Source organism: Streptomyces sp. NPDC094143, from assembly GCF_040303825.1.
Classification (GTDB): Bacteria; Actinomycetota; Actinomycetes; order Streptomycetales; family Streptomycetaceae; genus Streptomyces.
Genome location: NZ_JBEOTZ010000003.1, coordinates 1 through 19,631, shown reverse-complemented (window position 1 = coordinate 19,631; position 19,631 = coordinate 1). Strand labels below are relative to the sequence as shown.

The window sequence follows — 19,631 nt, the reverse complement described above, 5'->3', positions numbered from 1 at the left end:
CACCTCTCGCTGCCTTCGTGCCGGTCGGGGGGTTGGGGCTTGTTCACTCTTCGGTCCCGGCCACCCTCAGCCGGTGCGGAGGTACTCCGGTGCCGGGGGTTCCGACTTCTTCGCATCCTTGCCCAGTGTCGCCGACAGCCATTTCCGGTACGACGCCTGCCAGCCGTTCGCGGTGTCCTTGCGGTAGTCCACCAGGATCTGGTTGACCCGGCGTACCAGATCGTCGGCGTCCTTCTTCATCGCCACGCCGTAGTACTCGGCAGTGAAGGCGTCACCCTTGAGCTGGACCGTCGGATCCTGTGCCGCCTGGCTCGCCGCGAGGGCGCCGTCCGTGACGACCGCGTCGACCTCGCCGAGCTGGAGCCGCACCAGGCAGTCGAGTTGGTTCGCGACGGTGGTGGAGATGTCGGTCGTCGCGGGGAGGTCGCCGCTCTTCTTGTCCGCCTCCAGCGTGGAGTACGCCGTCGAACCGGCCGCCGTGCAGATCCTCTTGTCCGCGAGGGTGCCGTCGTAGCCCTTGACGGGAGAGGACTTGGGGGCGAGGACCTGCTGGCCCGTCTTGAAGTACGGCGCGGAGAAGGCGACGTCCTCGATGCGCGCGCAGTTGATCGTCATCGTGCGGACGACCATGTCCACGCGGCCGGCCTGGATCGCCGGGATGCGCTGGTCGGTGGGGATCGCCTTGAACTGGACGGCCTCCGCGTCGCCGAGTATGTCTGCGGCGATGCGGCGGACCAGGTCGATGTCGAAGCCTTCGAGCTCCGCGGTCTCGCCGCTGTTGGGGTTGCGGTAGCCCCAGCGGTAGCTGTTCTGGTCGACGCCGACGACCAGCTTGCGCTTCTCGCCCTTGCGGTTCTTGATCTTCTGGATAACGGGGCCGTCGGCGGAGGAGGGGGACAGGGTCTGCTTCTCGGGATCGTCGCACTCCTCCGCCGCCGATCCGGTGGTCGCGGTCCCGGTCGAGGTGGTCGCGGTGCTGCCCGCCGTGCGGGTGGAGTCCGGGGTCACGGCCGACTTCGGGAGGCAGAGCGCGAGGACCGCCACCAGGACGCAGACGAACGCCATCGCGGTCACTCCGCCCCAGCCCCTGAGACTGCTCCGCATCGTGCCTCCTCCTTTCGCCCGTTGCCCGTTCACCGGTACTCCGAGAGCCTGCGGCCGATGCCGAGCACCGCGCCCGCCGCGCCCAGGACCGCCAGGACCGCGGCGCCCGCCGGGAGGCCCGTCAGCGCGTCCCGGCCGTCGCGCGCCGCGTGCTTGAACTCCGTCTCCTCGTGCGCCAGTGCCGCGCGCAGGTTCGCGTCGACGCTGTCGAAGCACTCTCCGGTCGCGCCCCTGGCGCCGATGACCAGGTCCAGCGCCTGCTGGTAGTTGCCGTTCTCGTCCTGTTCGCGGGCGGCCGAGTGACGCTTCTGCCACTCCTTCATGCTGCCCACGGCCGTGGCGACGGGGCGTTCGCCCGGGGCGTCGTCGGCGAGTCTCCCGGCGGCCGCGAGGTGGGCGCCGAGGGCCTTGATGTCCGCACCGAAGTCGTGGTCGTAGGCGTCGTACGTCCGGTCGCCGACCTTCTTCGTCTCCGCGCCCCGGGCGACCAGGGTGAGGTTCTCGTTGCCCCGCGCCTTGAGGGAGGCGATGCGGGCGTCGTTCAGCACGTTCAGCGAGCGGACGCCGTGGTCGTAGGAGTCGTCCAGGGCGGCGCGGGCTACGCTGTGGCCGACGACCAGCCAGAGCAGGACGACCGTGGCGGTGGCCGTGGCGGCGACCAGGCCGTGGTTCAGGACCCGGTTCGTGCGGCGGTAGGTGCGGTGCTGGGACCAGGCGAGGGCGGCGAGGGCGAGGACGCCGAGGGCGATGGCCGCCCAGGGGTAGGGGCGGGCGTCCGCGTAGTCCGCCTCCAGGCGCTGGTTCTCCTTCGTGTAGAGGTCCTCCGCCGCCGGGAGCATCTGCTGCTGCATCTTCTCGTTGGCGTAGCGGAGGTAGGCGCCGCCGACGGGGAAGCCCTGGCGGTTGTAGGTGCGGGCGCGTTCGATCAGGCCCTTGTACTCCGGGAGGAGTCGGTTGAGCTCGGCGATCGTCGCGGTGGAGGGGGAGTCGGGGTTCGCGTTGGCGGCCGCGTTGACGAGTTTCCCGGCGGCCGTGCGAATGTCCTTCTCGTAGCGGTCGCGGGTGGTGGCCGATTCCTGGCCGCCGGCGAGGAAGCCGCTGGAGGCGGCGGTGTTGGCGTCCGCGAGGGAGCGGTAGATGTCGGCCGCGTCGGAGGTGAGGGGCTGGCTGCTGGTGAGGACGTCGTCGGCGGCGGCCGCGCGGTCGGTCATCTGCCAGGCCGTGACGGAGCCGAAGGCGATGACGAGCAGGGCCAGGAGGGCGCCGATGATGCGCAGGCGGCCCGGTTCCGTGGTGGCGGCGGTGCGGAGCTGGTCCAGGCCCTCGGCGAAGGCGGTGCGGCGGGGGGACTGCGGTGCCTGCGGTGTCTGCGGTGCGTGCGGTGGCTGGGACGACTGGAGGGCCTGGGGTGGTGGGGGGCCGGTCTGGGCCGGTACGGCCGGCAGGATGGGCAGGCCGGAGCCCGCTGGTGGTGGTGCGCTGCTCTTCGGCGTGTACGTCACTGTGACCTCCCCCATGGTCATCCGTCGCCGCAAGTATCGCCGCCGGGACTGACATTCGCACCGGGCTTGCCTGATCTTGATCCGATCGCAGCGTGGAGTACCACCCCTGTCCAGGTACACGTGCGGGGTGGGTGTTCGGTTCCCGTGGTGGTTGGGGGTGCCTGCGGCGGCCTGTGCGGGTGGGGTGGGGCGCGTCGCGTCTTCGCCTGACGCCGGTGGTGGCCCCTTCCGTCGTCCTGCGGGTGCGGGTGCGTTTCGCGCCGGTTCACCCCTCGTAGTGCCCGCGCAGCCGCTGCTGTGCCTGCGCGTTGGAGCCCACGCTGTCCAGGCCCAGCAGCGCCGCTCCCAGGACCGGGCTCGCCGTCACCACCTGGGGGACCGCCTTGGGGGCGCGCTCCGTGAGCAAGTGGCGGATGTCGTCGTCCAGTTGAGGGTGACGGGCCGCCAGGACACCGCCGCCGAGGAGGACCGGGGTCTCCTCGGACAGCAGGTCGAGGCGGGTGAGGGCCACCACCGCCATGGCGACGACCTCCTCGGCCTGGCGGCGCACGAGCGCTCGGGCGGTCTCGTCCCCGGCGGCGGCCGTCGCGAAGAGGACCGGTGTCAGCTCGTGGCGGCGCGGCGCCGGGATGTGTTCCAGGTGCAGTGCCTCGACGAGGGCGTACACGGAGGCGAGGCCGAAGTGGGCGGGGAGGGTGCGGGTCAGGGCGGTGGGGGCGCCGCGGCCGTCCTCCGCCCGGGAGGCGTGCCACAGGGCCTCCTCGGACAGGCCCCAGCCGCCGCCCCAGTCGCCCGAGACGCGGCCGAGCGCGGGGAAGCGGGCCGTACGGCCGTCGGGGCGCATGCCGACGCAGTTGATGCCGGCGCCGCAGACGACGGCCACGCCGCGCGGTTCGGTGACGCCGGCCCGCAGGATGGCGAACGTGTCGTTGCGGACCGTCACGGTCTCGGCCCAGCCGTGGGCCCGGAGCGCTCTCGCCAGTTGCTCCTCCTCCACGGGGAAGTCGGCGTTGGCCAGGCAGGCCGAGACGTGGGTGACCGAGGTGAGCCCGGCGGTGGTGAGGGCCTGGGTGACGGGCGCGGCCAGGTCCCGCATCGCCGTGTCCAGCCCCACGGCCGGCGGGCGGAAGCCGCCCCCGCGTGCCGTGGCCAGGACCTCTCCGTCCGCCGTCACGATCGCCACGTCCGTCTTGCTGTTGCCCGCGTCGATCGCGAGGACATGTGCGGTCAGGCCCACGCCAGGTGCTCCCGGTTGTGTGCGATCAGTCGGTCGGTGAGCGTCTCGGCGTACTCGTACTGGGCGATGAGGGGGTGCGAGAGCAGGGCGCGGAAGACGCGGTTCCGGCCGCCGTGCAGGGCGGCTTCGAGGGCGAGGTGCTCATAGGCCGTGACGTCGGCCATCAAACCCGCGTACAGGGGGTCGACGGGGTGTACGGGGAGTGGGGCCGCGCCCTTGGCGCCGACGGCTGCCTGGACCTCGATCACGGCGTCGTCGGGGAGGAACGGGAGCGTGCCCTGGTTGTAGGTGTTCACCACCTGGTACGGCGTGCCGCCGCCGCCCAGCAGGGCCGCGGCCAGGTCCACCGCCGCCTCCGAGTAGTAGGCCCCGCCCCGCTGGGCGAGCAGGTCCGGCTTCTCGTCCAGGGCCGGGTCGGCGTACATCGCCAGCAGACGCCGTTCCATGTCGGCCACTTCGGCCGCCCGGGAGGGCTTGGTGTGCAGTTCCCGTACGACCTCGTCGTGGGCGTAGAAGTAGCGCAGGTAGTAGGAGGGGACCACCCCCAGTGTGTCGAGCAGGGGGCGGGGCAGGCGCAGGTCGGCCGCGATCGTCGCGCCGTGGTCCGTGAGGAGCCGGGGGAGGACGTCCTCGCCCCCGGGGCCGCCCAGGCGTACGCCCGTCTCCCAGGTGAGGTGGTTCAGGCCCACGTGGTCCAGGTGGAGCTCGGACGGCTCCAGGGCGAGCAGGGCCGCGAACTTGCGCTGCAGGCCGATCGCCACGTTGCACAGGCCGACCGCCCTGTGGCCCGCCTGGAGCAGGGCGCGGGTCACGATGCCGACGGGGTTGGTGAAGTCGATGATCCAGGCGTGCGGGTTGGCGCGGCGGACGCGGTCCGCGATGTCCAGGACGACCGGGACCGTGCGCAGGGCCTTCGCCAGTCCGCCGGCGCCGGTGGTCTCCTGGCCCACGCAGCCGCATTCCAGGGGCCAGGTCTCGTCCTGCTGCCGGGCGGCCTGACCGCCCACGCGCAGTTGCAGCAGGACCGCGTCCGCGCCGTCGACCGCCGCGTCGAGGTCGGTCGTGGTGGTGATGCGGCCGGGGTGGCCCTGGCGGGTGAGGATGCGGCGGGAGAGGCCGCCGACGAGGTCCAGGCGGTCCTGCGCCGGGTCGGTCAGGACCAGATCCTCGATGGGCAGGGTGTCCCTCAGACGGGCGAAGCCGTCCACGAGTTCGGGGGTGTAGGTCGAGCCTCCGCCGACCACGGTGAGTTTCATATGCCTAACCCTTCACTCCGGTGAGCGTGACACCCTCGACGAACGCCTTCTGGGCGAAGAAGAACACGAGGATCACGGGGGCCATGACCAGCACGGTGGCGGCCATGGTGAGGTTCCAGTCGGTGTGGTGGGCGCCCTTGAACGACTCCAGGCCGTAGGAGAGCGTCCAGGCGCCCGGGTTCTCCGAGGCGTAGATCTGCGGGCCGAAGTAGTCGTTCCACGCGTAGAAGAACTGGAAGAGCGCCACCGCCGCTATACCCGGCCGGGCCATCGGGAGAACGACCCGGAGCAGCGTGCGCAGGTCGCCGCAGCCGTCCACCTTGGCCGCGTCCACGTACTCGTCGGGGATCGTGGTGAGGAACTGGCGCAGCAGGAAGATAGAGAACGCGTCGCCGCACGCCATGGGGATGATCAGGGGCCACAGCGTGCCGGAGAGGTCCAGCTGCTTCGCCCAGAACAGGTACATCGGGATGACGACCACCTGCGGCGGCAGCATCATCATCGAGATGACCAGCATCAGGGCGAGGTTGCGGCCGCGGAAGCGGAACTTGGCCAGGGCGTAGGCGACGGGGATCGAGGAGACGACCGTGAGGACCGTGCCCAGGCCCGCGTAGAGCAGGGTGTTCCGCCACCACGTGAGGAAGCCGGGGGTGTCGAAGACCTTGGCGTAGTTGCCCCACTCCCAGGTGTGCGGGACCAGGTCGCGGCTGAGCGCCTGGGAGTCGCTCATGAGGGAGGTCAGGAACACGAAGACGAAGGGCAGCGTGAAGAAGAGGGCCGCCGCGATGCCGAGGGAGTGGACGGCGATCCATTCCAGCAGGGCCCTGCGGCGGGCGCTGCGTTCCGCCGGGGTGGGCGGTGCCTTCTTCAGGTCCACGGGTGTGTCGAGCACCTGGGTCATCGGTCACCTGCCTGGATCAGGCCGCCCCTGCGGCGCATCAGAAGTGCCGTGAAGGCCATGGAGAGGGCGAACAGGACCAGGGCGACCACGCAGGCGGAGCCGTAGTCGAAGCGCTGGAAGCCCAGGTTGTAGACGAGTTGGGGGAGGGTGAGGGTGGACTTGTCCGGGTAGCCGGGCTCGAACTGCGTGCCCGCGCCCTGGATCACGCCCGAGGCGACCTTCCCGGCGATCAGTGGCTGGGTGTAGTACTGCATCGTCTGGATCACGCCCGTGACCACCGCGAACATGACGATCGGGGAGATGTTCGGGAGCGTGACGTAGCGGAAGCGCTGCCAGGGGGAGGCGCCGTCCAGTTCCGCCGCCTCGTACTGCTCCCTCGGTACGTCCAGCAGCGCCGCCATGAAGATGACCATGAGGTCGCCGATGCCCCACAGGGCCAGCAGGGTCAGGGCCGGTTTGGACCAGGCCGGGTCGCTGAACCAGCCCGGGGCCGGCAGGCCCGCCCCCTCCAGGATCGAGTTGACGGGGCCCGTGCCCGGGTTGAGCAGGAAGGCGAAGGCCATCGTGGCCGCCACGGGCGGGGCCAGGTAGGGCAGGTAGAACAGGGTGCGGAAGACGCCCGTCGCCGTCCTGATCCTGGTGATCAGCAGGCCCACGCCCAGGCCGAAGGCGACCCGGAGCGTGACCGTGACGACGACCAGCCAGAGGGTGTTGCGCAGGGCGGGCCAGAAGAGCGGGTAGTGCTCGAAGACGTACGCCCAGTTCCTCGTGCCCACCCACGCCGGCGGCTCGAAGCCGTCGTAGCGCATGAAGAAGAAGTAGACGGTGGAGACCAGGGGGTAGGCGAAGAAGACCGAGAAGCCGACCAGCCAGGGGGACAGGAACGCCAGGGTGCGCAGGGCCGAGCGGCGGTGTCTGGCGCGCAGCGTGAGGGTGCTCATGGGTTACTTCGCCTGCGCGATGTCCGTGTCGATCTGCTCGGCCGTCCTGCGCAGGCCCGCCTTGAGGTCGGTGGCCTTGCCGCTCTCGTAGTCGTAGCCGAACTGCTGGATCGTGGTGAGGTAGACACCGCCGTTGACCGAGGCGGGGGCCGTCGTGGAGTTCGGGTTCGCGGCGATCTCCAGGAACGTCTTGAAGCGCGGGTCGTACTTCAGCTTCGGGGACTTCAGGGCCTGGAGGGTCGAGGGTACGTTGTGGATCGCGTTGGAGAAGTTCACCACCGCGTCCGTGTCCGTGGTCATGTACTTCACCAGCTCCCAGGCCGCGTTCTGCTTCTCGCTGGTCGCGGCGATGCCGGCGATGGTGCCGGTGATGTAGCCCTTGCCGTACTGGTCGGCCTGGTCGTCGGGGACGGGCAGCGGGGCCACGCCTATCTCGAACTCGGGCTTGGTGGCCAGGGCCATGCCCAGGCGCCACTCGCCGTCCAGCTGCATGGCGACCTGGCCGGTGTGGAAGGGGTGCTTCGGGCCCCATTCGTCGCCCAGGCCGGAGCGGTAGGTCTCCAGCTTGCGGTAGCCGCCGAGGGTGTCGACCAGCCTCTTCTGCATCCTGAAGGCCTTCTCGAAGGCGGGGTCCTTGCCGACGTTCGACTTGCCGTCCTTGTCGAAGTACGTGGGGGAGAACTGGCCCAGGTAGTGCTCGGTGGTGGTCTCCCAGCCGTGGTAGTTCGGCATGAAGCCGAGCTGCTCGAAGGTGTCCCCCTGATGGATCGTCAGCTTCTTCGCGACCCGCTCGAACTGCGACCAGGTCTTCGGCGGGGCGGTGACGCCGGCCTTCTCGAAGGCCGTCTTGTTGTAGTAGAGGCCGTACGCGTCGCCCAGCAACGGCACCGCGCAGCGGTTGCCCTCGAACCGGGTGTACTCGTTCATCGCCTTCGGGAACGTCTTGGCCGGGTCGACGCCCGACTTCTCGAAAAACGGGTCGAGGTCGACCAGGGCGCCGGATGAGCAGAACTTGCCGACGCTGTTCGTGGTGAACGACGAGATCACGTCCGGGGCCTTGCCGCCGCCGGCGCGCAGGGCCTGGTTGATCTTGTCGTCCGTCATGTTGCCGACGACGTCGACGCGGATGTGGGGGTGCGCCTTCTCGAAACCGGCCACCAGGTCCCTGACGGCCTTCACCTCCGAGGGCGCGCTCCACGCGTGCCAGAAGGTGAGGGTCGTCTCCTTGGAGGCGTCGTCGTTCGCGCCGGAGTCCGGCCGGCCGGTGCAGGCGGTGGCGAGGGAGGCGGCGAGGGCGAGGGCCGCTTTTCGGGGCATTCCGGGCATGGCGAAGCTCCCTGAGGTGCGGGGGAAGGAAGGGGGGACGCGGGCGGGGGTGGGGTCAGCGGGAGGTGTCGAAGACCTCGTCCCGTGTCGTCGTCAGCGCGCTCTCCAGCGCGCCGCGCAGCACGGGGTGTTCACGGACGTCGCCCACGACCAGGCGCGGGCGGGACGCGGCCAGTTCCTCCAGCTCGGCCTGGACGAGGGCGCGCAGCGGCTCGCCGCCCGAGGTGAGGGCCGCGCCGCCCAGGACGACGAGCTCGGGGTCGAGGACCGACACGAGGGAGGCCAGGCCGGTGGCGAGGCGTGTCGCGTAGGTGCTCAGGAGGGCGCGGTGGGCGTCGTCGCCGGACTGCGCGGCCCGGGCCAGCAGGTGGGCGGCGGCCTCGGCGTACGGGCCCTGGGGGATGTCGTCGATGCCGAGTTCACGGGCCAGGCGCGGGACGGCCTGGGAGCCGGCCAGCTCCTGGTAGCCGCCGCTGTTGGCCTTGGTGACCTGGCGGACCAGGGGTGCGCCGGGCACCGGCAGGAAGCCGACCTCGCCGGCGCCGCCGGTCCAGCCGCGGTGCAGCCGGCCGCCCAGGACCAGGGCGGCGCCCAGGCCCTCCTCGTTCCACAGCAGTACGAAGTCCTCGTGACCCCGGGCCGCGCCCAGGCGCTGTTCGGCGAGCGCCACCAGGTTGACGTCGTTCTCGTACTCGAACGGCATCGGCAGGGCGGCGGCGAGCTCGTCCAGGAGGGTCGGGGAGTGCCAGCCGGGCAGGTGGGAGGCGTAGCGCAGACGGCCCGTGGTGGGGTCGAAGGCGCCGGGGGTGCCGATGACGAGGCGGTGGATGTCGTCCCGGGCCAGGCCCGCCGCCTTCACCGCGCCGTCCAGGGCGTCGGTGACCTGCTGGACGACCGGGGTGCCGGTGCGCCTGCCGGGGGTGGGCAGTTCGAAGCGGCCGATCGTGCGGCCGGTGATGTCGGCGACCGCGGCGAGGATCCGCTGGGGGGTGACGTCGAGTCCGGCGGCGTGCCCGGCCGCCGGGTTGACCTCGTAGAGCTGGGCGCTCGGCCCCGGGCGGCCCGCGGTGGTGCCGGTGGCCAGGACCAGGCCCGCCGCCTCCAGGCGGGCCAGCAGCTGCGAGGCGGTCGGCTTGGACAGGCCGGTGAGCTTGCCGATCCGCGTGCGGGACAGCGGCCCGTGCTCCAGCAGCAGGTCCAGGGCGGCCCGGTCGTTCATGGCGCGCAGGACGCGCGGGGTGCCCGGCGTTCCGGCGAATCCTGCCATGCGTGTCCACACCTGCCCTTCGGCTGCTCAGCTTCTCAGTGATCGGGGAGGGAAGTCCACCGATCATTGTTAGGAAACTTACCTATCGGATGCGAGGACCGTAGGGTGCCGCGAAGCCCGCGTCAAGGGGCCGGATGACCGGGGGCGCAGGAACGACGGAGGGCCCCCGGCGATGCCGGGGGCCCTCCGTGCCGCGCTGGTCGCTACTTGGTGACGCTCGGCGGTGGTGTCAGGGGCGTCGCCGCCTGGGACTGCGGCGAGGTGGTGCTGGCGTACGCCGACGGCGCGGCCATGCCCGCCGTCGGGTCGGCGGGCGTCTCCTCCACCGGGGCCGTGGCGCCGCCGACGATCCGGATGTCCGCCGCGTCGAAGGCCCGCTTCACGCGCCAGCGCAGCTCGCGCTCCACGGTCAGGGACTTGCCCGGCATCGTCTTGGCCGACAGCCGCACGACCATGGAGTCCAGCAGGACGCTGTCCAGGCCGAGGACCTCGATCGGGCCCCACAGCAGCTCGTTCCAGGGCTCCTCGGCGCCCATCTTCTCGGCGACCTCGTCGAGCGTGGCCTTGACCTTGTCCAGGTCCTCCGAGGCGGCGACCGTGACGTCGACGTTGGCCGTCGCCCAGCCCTGGGAGAGGTTGCCGATGCGCTTGACCTCGCCGTTGCGGACGTACCAGATCTCGCCGTCGTCGCCGCGCAGCTTGGTCACGCGCAGGCCCACCTCGATCACCTCGCCGGAGGCGACGCCCGCGTCGATCGTGTCGCCGACGCCGTACTGGTCCTCCAGGATCATGAAGACGCCCGAGAGGAAGTCCGTGACCAGGTTGCGCGCGCCGAAGCCGATCGCCACGCCCGCGACACCGGCCGAGGCCAGCAGCGGGGCCAGGTTGATGTTGAACGCGGACAGGATCATCAGGGCCGCGGTGCCCATGATGAGGAAGCTGGCCACCGAGCGCAGCACCGAGCCGATCGCCTGCGAGCGCTGACGGCGGCGCTCGACATTGACCAGAAGGCCGCCCAGCGGGCTCCCGTCCGAGCTCTGCGCCGCGCGGCTCATGCGGTCGATGAGCTTGGTGATCGCCCGCCGTACCGCGACCCTCAGCACGGCCGCTATGACCAGGACCAGCAGGACCTGCAGACCGATCGCGAGCCAGGTCGACCAGTTCTGCTCGACCCAGCCGGCGGCGTTCGTCGCGCTCTCCTGGGCGTCCTGGAGCGAGGGCACTCTCGGGGACTGCGTATCCGACGGGGTCGGCGACGGCGACGGCGACGGGCCGGCGGCCGACAGGACGGCGTCCACAACGGACAAGGACACGGCAGGTACCTCCAGGTGCAGCGGTCTGCCCCGGTGCGGTGGTTCGGGGGGTCAAGGTCACGGCTGGGTCACCGAAGGGGCAGAACCACCACACTAACGGGGCATTGTGTGTGCCTCTGACGGATGTGTGAAGGAGAGACCGGGCTCACCTGGGCTTGAACAGGCCATGCTCCGGGGGATCCTTCGGATGTGGTCGAAAACACTCCCAGCCCGTTACGGGGACATGGTGGCGCTTCCACCAGGCATGAGGGGAGACTGGCTACGAATCGTCCCGGCGCGAGCCACGCGCCGCCGGCGTCCAAGGAGGCATCCGTGCCGCATGTCCTGGTCCTCAACGCGTCGTACGAGCCGCTAGGCGTCGTACCGCTCCGCCGCGCGCTCGTCCTCGTCCTCGAGAACAAGGCCGTCTGCCTCGAGGAGACCGGCGCCTATCTGCACAGCGCGTCCGTCACAGTCCCCGCACCCAGCGTGGTCCGGCTCAAGCGATTCGTGCGGGTTCCCTACCGGGGGCCCGTTCCGCTCACCCGCCGGGCGCTGTTCGCCCGCGACGGGGGCCGGTGCATGTACTGCGGTGGCGTCGCAACCAGCGTCGACCACGTCATCCCGCGCAGCCGCGGGGGCAAGCACGTCTGGGACAACGTGGTGGCGTCCTGCCGCCGCTGCAACCACGTGAAGGCCGACCGGCACCTGGTCGAGATCGGCTGGCGGCTGCGTCACAAACCCGCCCCGCCCACCGGCCTGGCCTGGCGCATCATCGGGACCGGTCATAGGGACCCGCGCTGGCTGCCGTACTTGCAGCCGTACGGCGCGGACGACGCCTTGGCCCGGATCGACGGCATTTCCGCCTGAGACGATCCGGGCTTTCGTGTAGGCGCCGTCCGGACCGTCCGCGGTCGCCCCCGACAGGGAGGCCGCGGGCTCAGGCGGCTACGCCCCGGCTTCTCAGCAGGGCGGTGTAGGCCGCCTCGGCGGCGCGTCCCTCAACGGTTCCGGGCGGGGTGTGGGTCAGAAACGTACGGGTGTTCCCATGATGCAGGATCGTCCCTCCGTACATAACAGTGACATGGTCCGCTTCTTCCGCCAGGTCGGCGACGTCATGGGTGGACAGCAGAACCCGCACGTCGTCGGTCAGACCGCGCAGGATGTCGCGGAACACGCGGCGCTGGTAGGGATCCATACCAGCGGTCGGCTCATCCAGCAACAGGAACTTGGCCCCGTGCACGAGAGCTCCGGCGACGCCCACGCGCCGCAGCTGGCCGCCGGAGAGCTGGCCCGTGCGGGCGTCGGTCTTGTCGGTCAGTTGCACCCGTGCCAAGGCTCTGCGGGCCTGCTTCCAGGCGTCGGCGCGGGGCATGCCCTTGAGCCAGCCGATGTAGGCGACGTACTCGCGCGCCGTGAGCGTCGGCATGGGGACGATGTCCTGCGGCATCCAGGCCACTGCCCGCCGGTACGCGGAGGTACCCGCGGGAGCACCGGACAGGGTGATGTGCCCCCTTTGTGGCTTGGTCACCGACGCAGCGAGCCTGAGCAAGGTCGACTTGCCGGCGCCGTTGGGTCCCAGCAGGACCGTCAGGCCGTCCGGCAGGGCGTACGAGAAATCCTGTAGAACCGGCTGCTTCCAGCGCCGATAGCCGTACGTACAGTTGCTGAGTTCCAGTGTCACGCTGTTTTCCTCGACGAGCGGATCTGGGCGGCGAGGCCGATGGCGAACGCTGCCAGGGAGGCGGCTGCTGCGAACGTACTGTCCGCGGGGAGTGCGATGACGGTCCAAGGGCGCGGAATGTTTCCGCGGAATCCGACGACCGCTACGGTGACCAGCCATCCCACGGGGAACATGACGGCCGCCGAGCCGGCCCACGCCCGTCCGAGCAGCATCAGGCCGGTCAGGAAGACGGCGTTACGTCCCCCGGTGGTGGCTGCTGCTGTGCCCTGCAGGGCGGCGATGACAGCACTGCACAGCACTGCCGCGCCCATGACTGCAATGACGAGGGCATTGTCCATCCGTGTGATGGGTCGTGTTCCGGAGACCTCCGCCGCGGGGAGCCGAGACTCCAACATCGCCATCAAGAGGGCGAGCAGCGGCACGGGCACGAACAGGGAGAGCGCGACCCGAGGGCTCCCGGTGATCGAGGGCAGCAGCACCGTGGTGTCCTGGACGGCGAACAACGCGACGGCGAAGACGACCAGGGCGAGTGGCAGCAGGATGTGGCCCTTGCGGGCCTTGAACCACCAACTCACGACGTCTTGGCCTTGCAGGTGGCAAGAGTCCGCTTGATCCACTTGGTCTGCTCGGTCTGCGGCTTTGCCAGCACCCGGGCGACGTCGGCCCGGACCTGCTCTTCGACTTGTCGGCCCGCAGGATTCAGACCTTCCTGTTCCCGGCGCATCTGGTAGGCCTTCTCCTGACCGGTCTTCATTGCCGCCCACAGCCACACGGAGTGGGCGGTGCGGACGTCGACTTCCTTGCAGTGGAAGCGCAAGGCGCGCACCACGACCTGGTACACGGCATCGCCCCTCGGGACCGGGCGGGTCAGCATCATGCGCCACACCGTATCCGTGGAGGGTTTCTGGTGACGGCCGTTGACGTAGCCGTCGGTGATGAGGCGGGGCTTCGCCGACGTCGCCCCTGCGGCGCGAAGCACCCGCAGGGCGTTGGCGGTGTCACGCTGGACCTGGGGTAGATGCCGCGCGTTGAACTCCGGTACACACATGCGCGGCGAACTGCCGGCGCACTCCATGGCGACGTTCCCCGTGGTCAACGGTGGGGCGGCTGGCCAGTCAGCGGCCGTGCGGTAGGCGCCGAGAGCACCGCTCGCCGCTACGGCGACCGCGACCGCAACCCGCAGCACCCGCCATCCGTAGGGCAACCAAAGGATCATCAACCCCGCTGCTATGCCCCCAGCCAGCAGTACGGGTACCACTACGGTGACGAGTTCGGGAACCTCACCGAAACCGATGCTGCCGAACTGGCCGGAGACATGGCGAGGCCAGTAAGGCAGTACCGCCCTGGTGAAGGCGACGACGACCCAGTCGGCCACGGCGAGGATCGGTGTGGCGATGATGCGGGGAACCCAGCAGCCGACGGCGAATCCGATGACGGCGTGCGCGACGGCCACCGTCATCGCGGCCAGGGGCAGACGCATACTGTCGAGACTGGGCATGGTCGCCGACCTGGCCAGCGATACGGCCGGAGGAACGAGCAGCACCAGCCACGAAAGCATGATCACCGGGGCTAGGACATTGGCTGCGATCCGGTAGCGGGTGCGGGCGGGTGCCAGTGCCCAAATCCGTGCGTTCTTGAGACGTCCGCTCTCCCAGCAGGCCAGTGCGGCGGCCGTCGCATAAGCCAATGCATAAAGAGTCATCAGAGGCTCTGCGACGATGGTAGGCGCGTAATGGTAATAGCTTGAAAGGGGGGCCTTTTCTCCTGAGAGATAGTAAAGAGCAGTCAACAGGAGAACGATGGGAGCAGCCCACCGTACGCTACCGCTGCGCAGGGCGGTGCTGAAGTTCATGGAATCTCACCGAACCGCTTTTCGGCCGAAGAGGGGTGCCCCGGCGGGGCACCCCTGAATGCTGGATTGTCAGTCGGCCTTGGTCGTGTCGACCGAAACCGAGCTCACGCTCAGCTGCGGGCCGAAGGTCGAACCGCCGATCTTCGCAATCTTGAAATAGTAGTCGCGCATACCCGACGGAAGGTCGGTCCACTCGCCGTTGCTGGTGCCGCCGCTGAAGCAAGCGGTGAACGTCTTGTTGTCGTAGGCCTCGTCAGGCTGGAACGAGATGTCGTTCCACATCTGAACGTCGGTGCTCTTCGAGCCGTCAGTGGTGCAGCCGGTGAAAAGCACCTGCGAGTACAGCTCGTCCGACCAGCGCCGAGATTCGAAGCCCACGCTGGCGCCACTGATGGAGCTGCTCCAGTTGGCCTCGGCTATCGGAGCCAGTGCGAGAGTCGCCGCCGCTGCCGTACCGATCACCATGGAAAAACGCGCGCCGCGCTTCATATTTCCCCGTCCCTTCGTGTGTAGAGCACGGGACAGGTGTTTGTGAGAACATTATCCCCCCACGTCCCCTTTCCCCCGTGCAGGCCAAGGGGTATGACCTGCGGTGAACTCTACCGACGGAGTTCACAGAGCGTCAACTTTATATTCTCTGCATGGTTGCATTTCCGTCACTCGGTGCCCTGTTTGGGTTCGTTTTCCCGTCGGGACAATATGTCGGCGTGGTCAGTATTGACCTTGATGTCCGGTGATGCTTCTCAGGCTTCGGGCGGATGCCCACCAGTGACCGCGTACACCTCCGCCGACCACAGTGAGTACCCGTACGGCGTGGCCCGCTTCTCGCCCTGCACGCGGACGAAGCGCACGTCCCGTTCGTCCATGCGGACGCTCTCGCGGCCGCCCCGGCTGTCGCGCACCATGGCCGCCGTCCGCCAGCGGCGGCCGTCCGGCGAGACCTGGACGCGGTAGGCGGAGGGGTGGGCGTCCTGCCAGCGGAGCACGAGCCGCCCGAGCCGCGCCGGGCGGGGCAGCTCGGCCTGCCACCAGGCGCCGTCGTCGGCCGGGGACGACCAGCGGGTGCCCGGGGCGCCGTCGTTCGCCGCCGACGCGGGGAAGTCGGGCGTCTCGTCGGCCGAGGAGCGGGCCGTCGCGGTGCGGGCCAGGTCGGGTCCGCCGGTGGGCGGGAACGCCCGGACGGTGAGGGTGCGGGCGGCTCCCGCGAAACGCAGCCGGACGTCGTAGGACCGCGTCGGGGCGCCGCGCTCCACGGTCACCTCGACCGGCACCTCGACGGTCGTGCCGCGCGGTACGACCCACTCGGCGCGCGGCACCCGCACCCGCACGCCCGGCGGTGCCTCGACCGTGAGCCTGCCGCGCGTGCCGGCGGGCCGCGGGGAGTCCAGCCGCGCCGTCAGCCGCTCGGTGCGACCGGTCTCCACGTCCGCGCGGTCCCGGTCCAGGCCCAGGGAGGTCGTCGTCGGAGGAGAAGCACATCGCCTGGCCCGGGGCCACCGCCCAGCCCGGCGTGACGTGGTTGCGGCGCGCCCGCTCGGCCAGCTCCCGGAACGCCGCCCGCTGCGCCGCCGGGTTCGGCTCACGCCAGCGGGCCTGCCGGTACGGGTCGTCGCCCGGGGCGTACAGGTAGCGGTTCTGCTTGGTGCGCCCCAGGAAGTCGAGCTGCGCCAGGCGCTGCCGGTGCGTCCACGCGGTGCCGTAGAAGCCCTCGGTGACCCCGCGGACGGCGGTGCCGGGCCAGTCGCGCACGACGGCCGCCGCGATCGTGCCGTCCGCGCGCAGCAGTTGCCGCAGCGTCTGCACGGCGTGGAACAGGCCGTCCGCGCCGGTGCCGGTGAGGGAGACGCCGTTCCCGCCCACCGACAGCTCGTAGCCGCCGGAGGGCAGGGCGTGCCGGTCGCCCGGGCGGGCGGGTTGCGTCCGCGCGCGCACCACCAGGGCGCCCGGTTCGGCGGTGCCGGTGATCCGGCGTGCCCCGGCGTGCCGCAGGAGCGCACGCAGTGCGTCGAGGGCGTACGGATCGGCGTGTGCATCGGACAGCAGCGCGACCCGGTCCGGCACGGCGACGGGGGCGCCGTTGCGGCGCAGGGACTGCGGACGCGGCCAGACGGACGGGCCCGCGTCGGTGACGCCGAGGGCCGGCGCCGCGGCCGGGCCGGGCGGGGACGCGGCCGTGCCGGGCGGGGACGGGGCCGCCACCGCGGCGGGCACGGCCCCGAGGCTTCCGGCCACGACGGCGACCGCGAGGGCCGCCACCCGCTTCCCGTGCCGCAGTCCCACAGGCCCCCTCCAGGTGTGTTCGACCAGCGGAACGAGCCCACCACCGTCCCGGCGAGGGTGTCAACGAGAGTGGCCGATGTGACGGCTTCTGCCCGGAGTATGGAAGGAGTGGAGGGGAGTGGAATGTGAGCAGGAGCACGATGTTCGGCGAAGGGCGTCTGCCCGCGCGCCGACTGGGTAGGGCTGCGATAACCCGCAAGCCGTACCCGAAAAAGGAGCCCCCGTGGCTGCGATGACGTTCCTCCCGCTCCCGGCCCCGTCCAAACCCGTGGCGGACGACCCGTCCGCCGACCTCGACGACCCCCACCACGACCCGCGGTACTGCGTCTTCAGCTCCGAGAGCGCCTGCACCGAGCCGCCGCTGACCAGCGAGCCGCCGCTGCCCGACGCCGAGCCCCTCACCAGCGAGCCGCCGCTCGCCGAAGCCGCCCCCCTGACCAGCGAGCCCCCCGCCTTCGTCCCGGACCTCACGAGGCTCTAGATGACCGCTCCCCGGGCGGCCGAACCGCTCTCCGAGGACCTGTCCCGCCTCGCCGCCCTGCACGGCGTGGCCCCTTCCTACAGCCCCTCCCCGGACCGCACGGTCGAGACCTCGGCCACCGCGGTCACCCTCGTCCTGGCCGCGCTCGGCGTGGACGCGAGCACGCCCGGCGCCGTCCGCGCCGCGCTCGCGGCCCGGGAGCGGGAACTGGCCGCGCGGCTGCTGCCGCCGACCGTCGTCGCCTGGGGCGCGACCCCCCCGGCCGCCCTGGCCGCCCTCCCCGAGGGGACCCGGCTGCGCGTCGAGACCGAGCAGGGCGAGACCCGCGCCTCGGCCGGGCAACTGCCGCATGGCGTTCACCGGCTGACCGCCACGGCCCCCGACGGCCGCACGGCCCACGCCCACCTGATCGTCGCGCCGGAGCGCCTGCCCGCCGCCTCCGGCCGCTCGTACGGACTCCTCGTCCAGCTGTACTCCCTGCTCTCCAGCCGGTCCTGGGGCATGGGCGACCTCGGCGACCTCGCCGAACTGGCCGGCTGGGCCGGGCGGTCGCTCGGTGCCGGCTTCGTCCAGGTCAACCCGCTGCACGCGGCCGTGCCGGGCGACCCCACCGACCCCTCCCCGTACCGCCCCTCCTCCCGCCGCTTCCCCGACCCGGTCCACCTGCGGATCGAGGACGTCCCCGAGGCCGCCCACGTCGAGGACCCCGACCGGCTGCGCGCGCTGCTGGAGCGGGCGGCCCGGCTGCGCGAGGCGGTGCTGCACAAGGGCGCCCTGATCGACCGGGACGCCGTCTGGGAGCTCAAGCGCGAGGCGCTCGAACTGCTCTGCGACGTCCCCCTCGGCCCCGGCAGGCGCGCCGCCTACTGCGACTTCCTCGCCGAGCAGGGCCAGGCCCTGGAGGACCACGCCACCTGGTGCGCCCTCGCCGAGGTGCACGGCTCGGACTGGCACCGCTGGCCCACCGGCCTGCGCGACCCGCGCTCGGCCGAGACGGCCCGCGCCCGCAACGGCCTGATGGACCGGGTCGACTTCTTCTCCCGGCTCGCCTGGCTCACCGACACCCAGCTCACCGCCGCGCAGCGCGCCGCCCGGGAGGCGGGCATGCCCGTCGGGATCGTGCACGACCTGGCGGTCGGCGTGCACCCGGCGGGGGCCGACGCCTGGGCGCAGCAGGACCACTTCGCCGCCGGCATGTCCGTCGGCGCCCCGCCGGACGCCTTCAACGCCCGCGGTCAGGACTGGGGCCTGCCGCCCTGGCGGCCCGACCGGCTGGCCGACTCCGGCTACGCCCCCTTCCGCGAGCTGCTGCGCGCCCTGTTCCGCTACGCCGGGGCCCTGCGCATCGACCACGTCATGGGCCTGTTCCGCCTGTGGTGGGTCCCCCAGGGCCACCCGCCCACCGAGGGCACCTACGTCCGCTACGACGCCGAGGCCATGCTCGCGGTGCTGGTCCTGGAGGCATCCCGGGCCGGGGCGCTGGTGATCGGCGAGGACCTCGGCACCGTCGAGCCCGGGGTGCGCGAGGCGCTGCGCGAGCGCGGGGTGCTCGGTACGTCCGTGCTGTGGTTCGAACGCGACTGGGAGGGCGACGGCCGCCCCCTGCCCCCGGAGAGCTGGCGCGCGGACTGCCTGGCCACCGCCACCACCCACGACCTGCCCTCCACCGCGGCCCGCCTGACCGGCGAGCACGTGGAGCTCCGCGACAGCCTCGGACTGCTGACCCGCCCGCTCGCCGAGGAGCGCGCCGAGGCGGCCGCCGACACGGCGGAGTGGCTGTCCCTGCTGTCCGAACTCGGCCTGCTGCACGGCACCGGCGGCGGCACCGACACCTCCTCGGAGGAGGCCGGGATCCAGGCCGTGCACCGCTTCCTGCTGCGCACCCCGGCCCGCATGGTCGGCGTCTGGCTCCCGGACGGGGTGGGCGACCGCCGCCCGCAGAACCTCCCGGGGACGTGGGACCAGTACCCGAACTGGCGCCTGCCGGTCGCGGACGCCGAGGGGCGCCCGGTGACGCTGGAGGAGCTGGCTGCCTCGCCGCGGCTGCGCGCGCTGATGGAGGTGCTCGGGGAGGCCGGACCCTGACGCCGGGCCTCTTACGGCACCCCCGGGCGCGCGGGCCCGGGGGGCGTTGGATACTTTGACACCGTGGACAAGAAGAACGCCCTGCGCGCCGGCGCCCTGGCAGCCGGAACGACGCTGATGATGCTGCTCATGTCGTCCCCCGCCTCCGCGCTCACGCGCGACGACGGTGACGACCCCGGCACGGGCCTGAGCGTCATCGAGACGCTGGGTCTGTTCGTCGTGGCCCCGATCGTGCTGTACCTGGTCATCGCCGGACTGGTGATGGTCGGCGACAAGTCGCACAAGAAGAAGGACCCGACGAGTTCCAACATCACCACCAAGGCCGACTTCCCGATCGTCTTGTCGAGGAGGAAGGCGAGGACCGCGGAGACGACCAGGGAGTAGGCGAGGACACCGAAGACACCGGCGCACTGCTTCCAGAAC

Annotated in this window: 18 protein-coding genes and 1 pseudogene; 4 read left to right on the top strand and 15 right to left on the bottom strand. The window is 71.2% G+C overall.

Features of this window, described 5'->3' with window-relative positions:
• Positions 1 to 66: 66 nt before the first annotated feature.
• The 9 genes from ABTZ58_RS04820 to ABTZ58_RS04780 form a co-directional block, all read right to left on the bottom strand.
• A complete protein-coding gene (locus tag ABTZ58_RS04820; RefSeq protein ID WP_351350449.1) occupies positions 67 to 1,104 on the bottom strand; it encodes a glutamate ABC transporter substrate-binding protein in 1,038 nt (345 codons plus the stop codon).
• 29 nt (positions 1,105 to 1,133) lie between these two features.
• Positions 1,134 to 2,606 (bottom strand): GlnX family signal transduction membrane protein, encoded by a 1,473-nt coding sequence (locus ABTZ58_RS04815; RefSeq protein ID WP_351350447.1) that lies wholly within the window; start codon positions 2,604 to 2,606, stop codon positions 1,134 to 1,136.
• Between the two features lie 265 nt (positions 2,607 to 2,871).
• Entirely contained in the window at positions 2,872 to 3,843 is a 972-nt protein-coding gene (locus ABTZ58_RS04810; RefSeq protein WP_351350445.1) for an N-acetylglucosamine kinase, read from the bottom strand.
• A complete protein-coding gene (locus tag ABTZ58_RS04805) occupies positions 3,834 to 5,099 on the bottom strand; it encodes a 6-phospho-beta-glucosidase (RefSeq protein WP_351350443.1) in 1,266 nt (421 codons plus the stop codon). The genes ABTZ58_RS04810 and ABTZ58_RS04805 overlap by 10 nt, the downstream gene beginning before the upstream one ends.
• Before the next feature lie 4 nt (positions 5,100 to 5,103).
• On the bottom strand, positions 5,104 to 6,000 hold the full coding sequence (locus ABTZ58_RS04800) for a carbohydrate ABC transporter permease (protein ID WP_351350441.1): 897 nt from the start codon (positions 5,998 to 6,000) through the stop codon (positions 5,104 to 5,106).
• On the bottom strand, positions 5,997 to 6,941 hold the full coding sequence (locus ABTZ58_RS04795) for a carbohydrate ABC transporter permease (protein WP_351350439.1): 945 nt from the start codon (positions 6,939 to 6,941) through the stop codon (positions 5,997 to 5,999). The genes ABTZ58_RS04800 and ABTZ58_RS04795 overlap by 4 nt, the downstream gene beginning before the upstream one ends.
• Positions 6,942 to 6,944: 3 nt before the next feature.
• The gene (locus ABTZ58_RS04790) at positions 6,945 to 8,267 is read right to left on the bottom strand and encodes an ABC transporter substrate-binding protein (protein ID WP_351350437.1); all 1,323 of its coding nucleotides are present in this window, start codon (positions 8,265 to 8,267) and stop codon (positions 6,945 to 6,947) included.
• A 55-nt stretch (positions 8,268 to 8,322) separates the two neighbouring features.
• Positions 8,323 to 9,534, bottom strand: a complete 1,212-nt coding sequence (locus ABTZ58_RS04785) for an ROK family transcriptional regulator (RefSeq protein WP_351350435.1) — start codon at positions 9,532 to 9,534, stop codon at positions 8,323 to 8,325.
• A 203-nt stretch (positions 9,535 to 9,737) separates the two neighbouring features.
• Complete coding sequence (locus tag ABTZ58_RS04780) at positions 9,738 to 10,847, bottom strand: mechanosensitive ion channel family protein (RefSeq protein WP_351350433.1); 1,110 nt, start codon at positions 10,845 to 10,847, stop codon at positions 9,738 to 9,740.
• Between the two features lie 312 nt (positions 10,848 to 11,159).
• On the opposite strand from ABTZ58_RS04780, the gene ABTZ58_RS04775 reads away from it, so the two are divergent.
• Positions 11,160 to 11,696, top strand: coding sequence for an HNH endonuclease (locus ABTZ58_RS04775; RefSeq protein ID WP_351350432.1), 537 nt, complete (start codon positions 11,160 to 11,162; stop codon positions 11,694 to 11,696).
• Positions 11,697 to 11,766: 70 nt separating this feature from the next.
• Here ABTZ58_RS04775 and ABTZ58_RS04770 read toward each other — a convergent pair whose 3' ends face one another.
• The 6 genes and pseudogenes from ABTZ58_RS04770 to ABTZ58_RS40100 form a co-directional block, all read right to left on the bottom strand.
• Positions 11,767 to 12,510 (bottom strand): ATP-binding cassette domain-containing protein, encoded by a 744-nt coding sequence (locus ABTZ58_RS04770; RefSeq protein WP_351350430.1) that lies wholly within the window; start codon positions 12,508 to 12,510, stop codon positions 11,767 to 11,769.
• Complete coding sequence (locus ABTZ58_RS04765) at positions 12,507 to 13,127, bottom strand: hypothetical protein (RefSeq protein ID WP_351350428.1); 621 nt, start codon at positions 13,125 to 13,127, stop codon at positions 12,507 to 12,509. The genes ABTZ58_RS04770 and ABTZ58_RS04765 overlap by 4 nt, the downstream gene beginning before the upstream one ends.
• The gene (locus ABTZ58_RS04760) at positions 13,082 to 14,362 is read right to left on the bottom strand and encodes a hypothetical protein (RefSeq protein ID WP_351350426.1); all 1,281 of its coding nucleotides are present in this window, start codon (positions 14,360 to 14,362) and stop codon (positions 13,082 to 13,084) included. Before ABTZ58_RS04760 ends, ABTZ58_RS04765 begins: the two co-directional genes overlap by 46 nt.
• 69 nt (positions 14,363 to 14,431) lie before the next feature.
• Positions 14,432 to 14,851 (bottom strand): hypothetical protein, encoded by a 420-nt coding sequence (locus ABTZ58_RS04755; protein ID WP_351350424.1) that lies wholly within the window; start codon positions 14,849 to 14,851, stop codon positions 14,432 to 14,434.
• Between the two features lie 254 nt (positions 14,852 to 15,105).
• Positions 15,106 to 15,786, bottom strand: coding sequence for a discoidin domain-containing protein (locus tag ABTZ58_RS40105; protein ID WP_502996007.1), 681 nt, complete (start codon positions 15,784 to 15,786; stop codon positions 15,106 to 15,108).
• A gap of 28 nt (positions 15,787 to 15,814) precedes the next feature.
• Positions 15,815 to 16,642, bottom strand: a pseudogene (locus ABTZ58_RS40100) (glycoside hydrolase family 20 zincin-like fold domain-containing protein); the annotation flags it as partial.
• A 223-nt stretch (positions 16,643 to 16,865) separates the two neighbouring features.
• Between ABTZ58_RS40100 and ABTZ58_RS04745 the strand changes: the two are divergent.
• The 3 genes from ABTZ58_RS04745 to ABTZ58_RS04735 all read left to right on the top strand — a co-directional run bounded on the left by ABTZ58_RS04745 (position 16,866) and on the right by ABTZ58_RS04735 (position 19,592).
• A complete protein-coding gene (locus ABTZ58_RS04745) occupies positions 16,866 to 17,123 on the top strand; it encodes a hypothetical protein (RefSeq protein ID WP_351350422.1) in 258 nt (85 codons plus the stop codon).
• Entirely contained in the window at positions 17,124 to 19,208 is a 2,085-nt protein-coding gene (malQ, locus tag ABTZ58_RS04740) for a 4-alpha-glucanotransferase (RefSeq protein WP_351350420.1), read from the top strand.
• A gap of 63 nt (positions 19,209 to 19,271) precedes the next feature.
• On the top strand, positions 19,272 to 19,592 hold the full coding sequence (locus tag ABTZ58_RS04735; protein WP_351350418.1) for a hypothetical protein: 321 nt from the start codon (positions 19,272 to 19,274) through the stop codon (positions 19,590 to 19,592).
• The last annotated feature ends 39 nt before the right edge of the window (positions 19,593 to 19,631 follow it).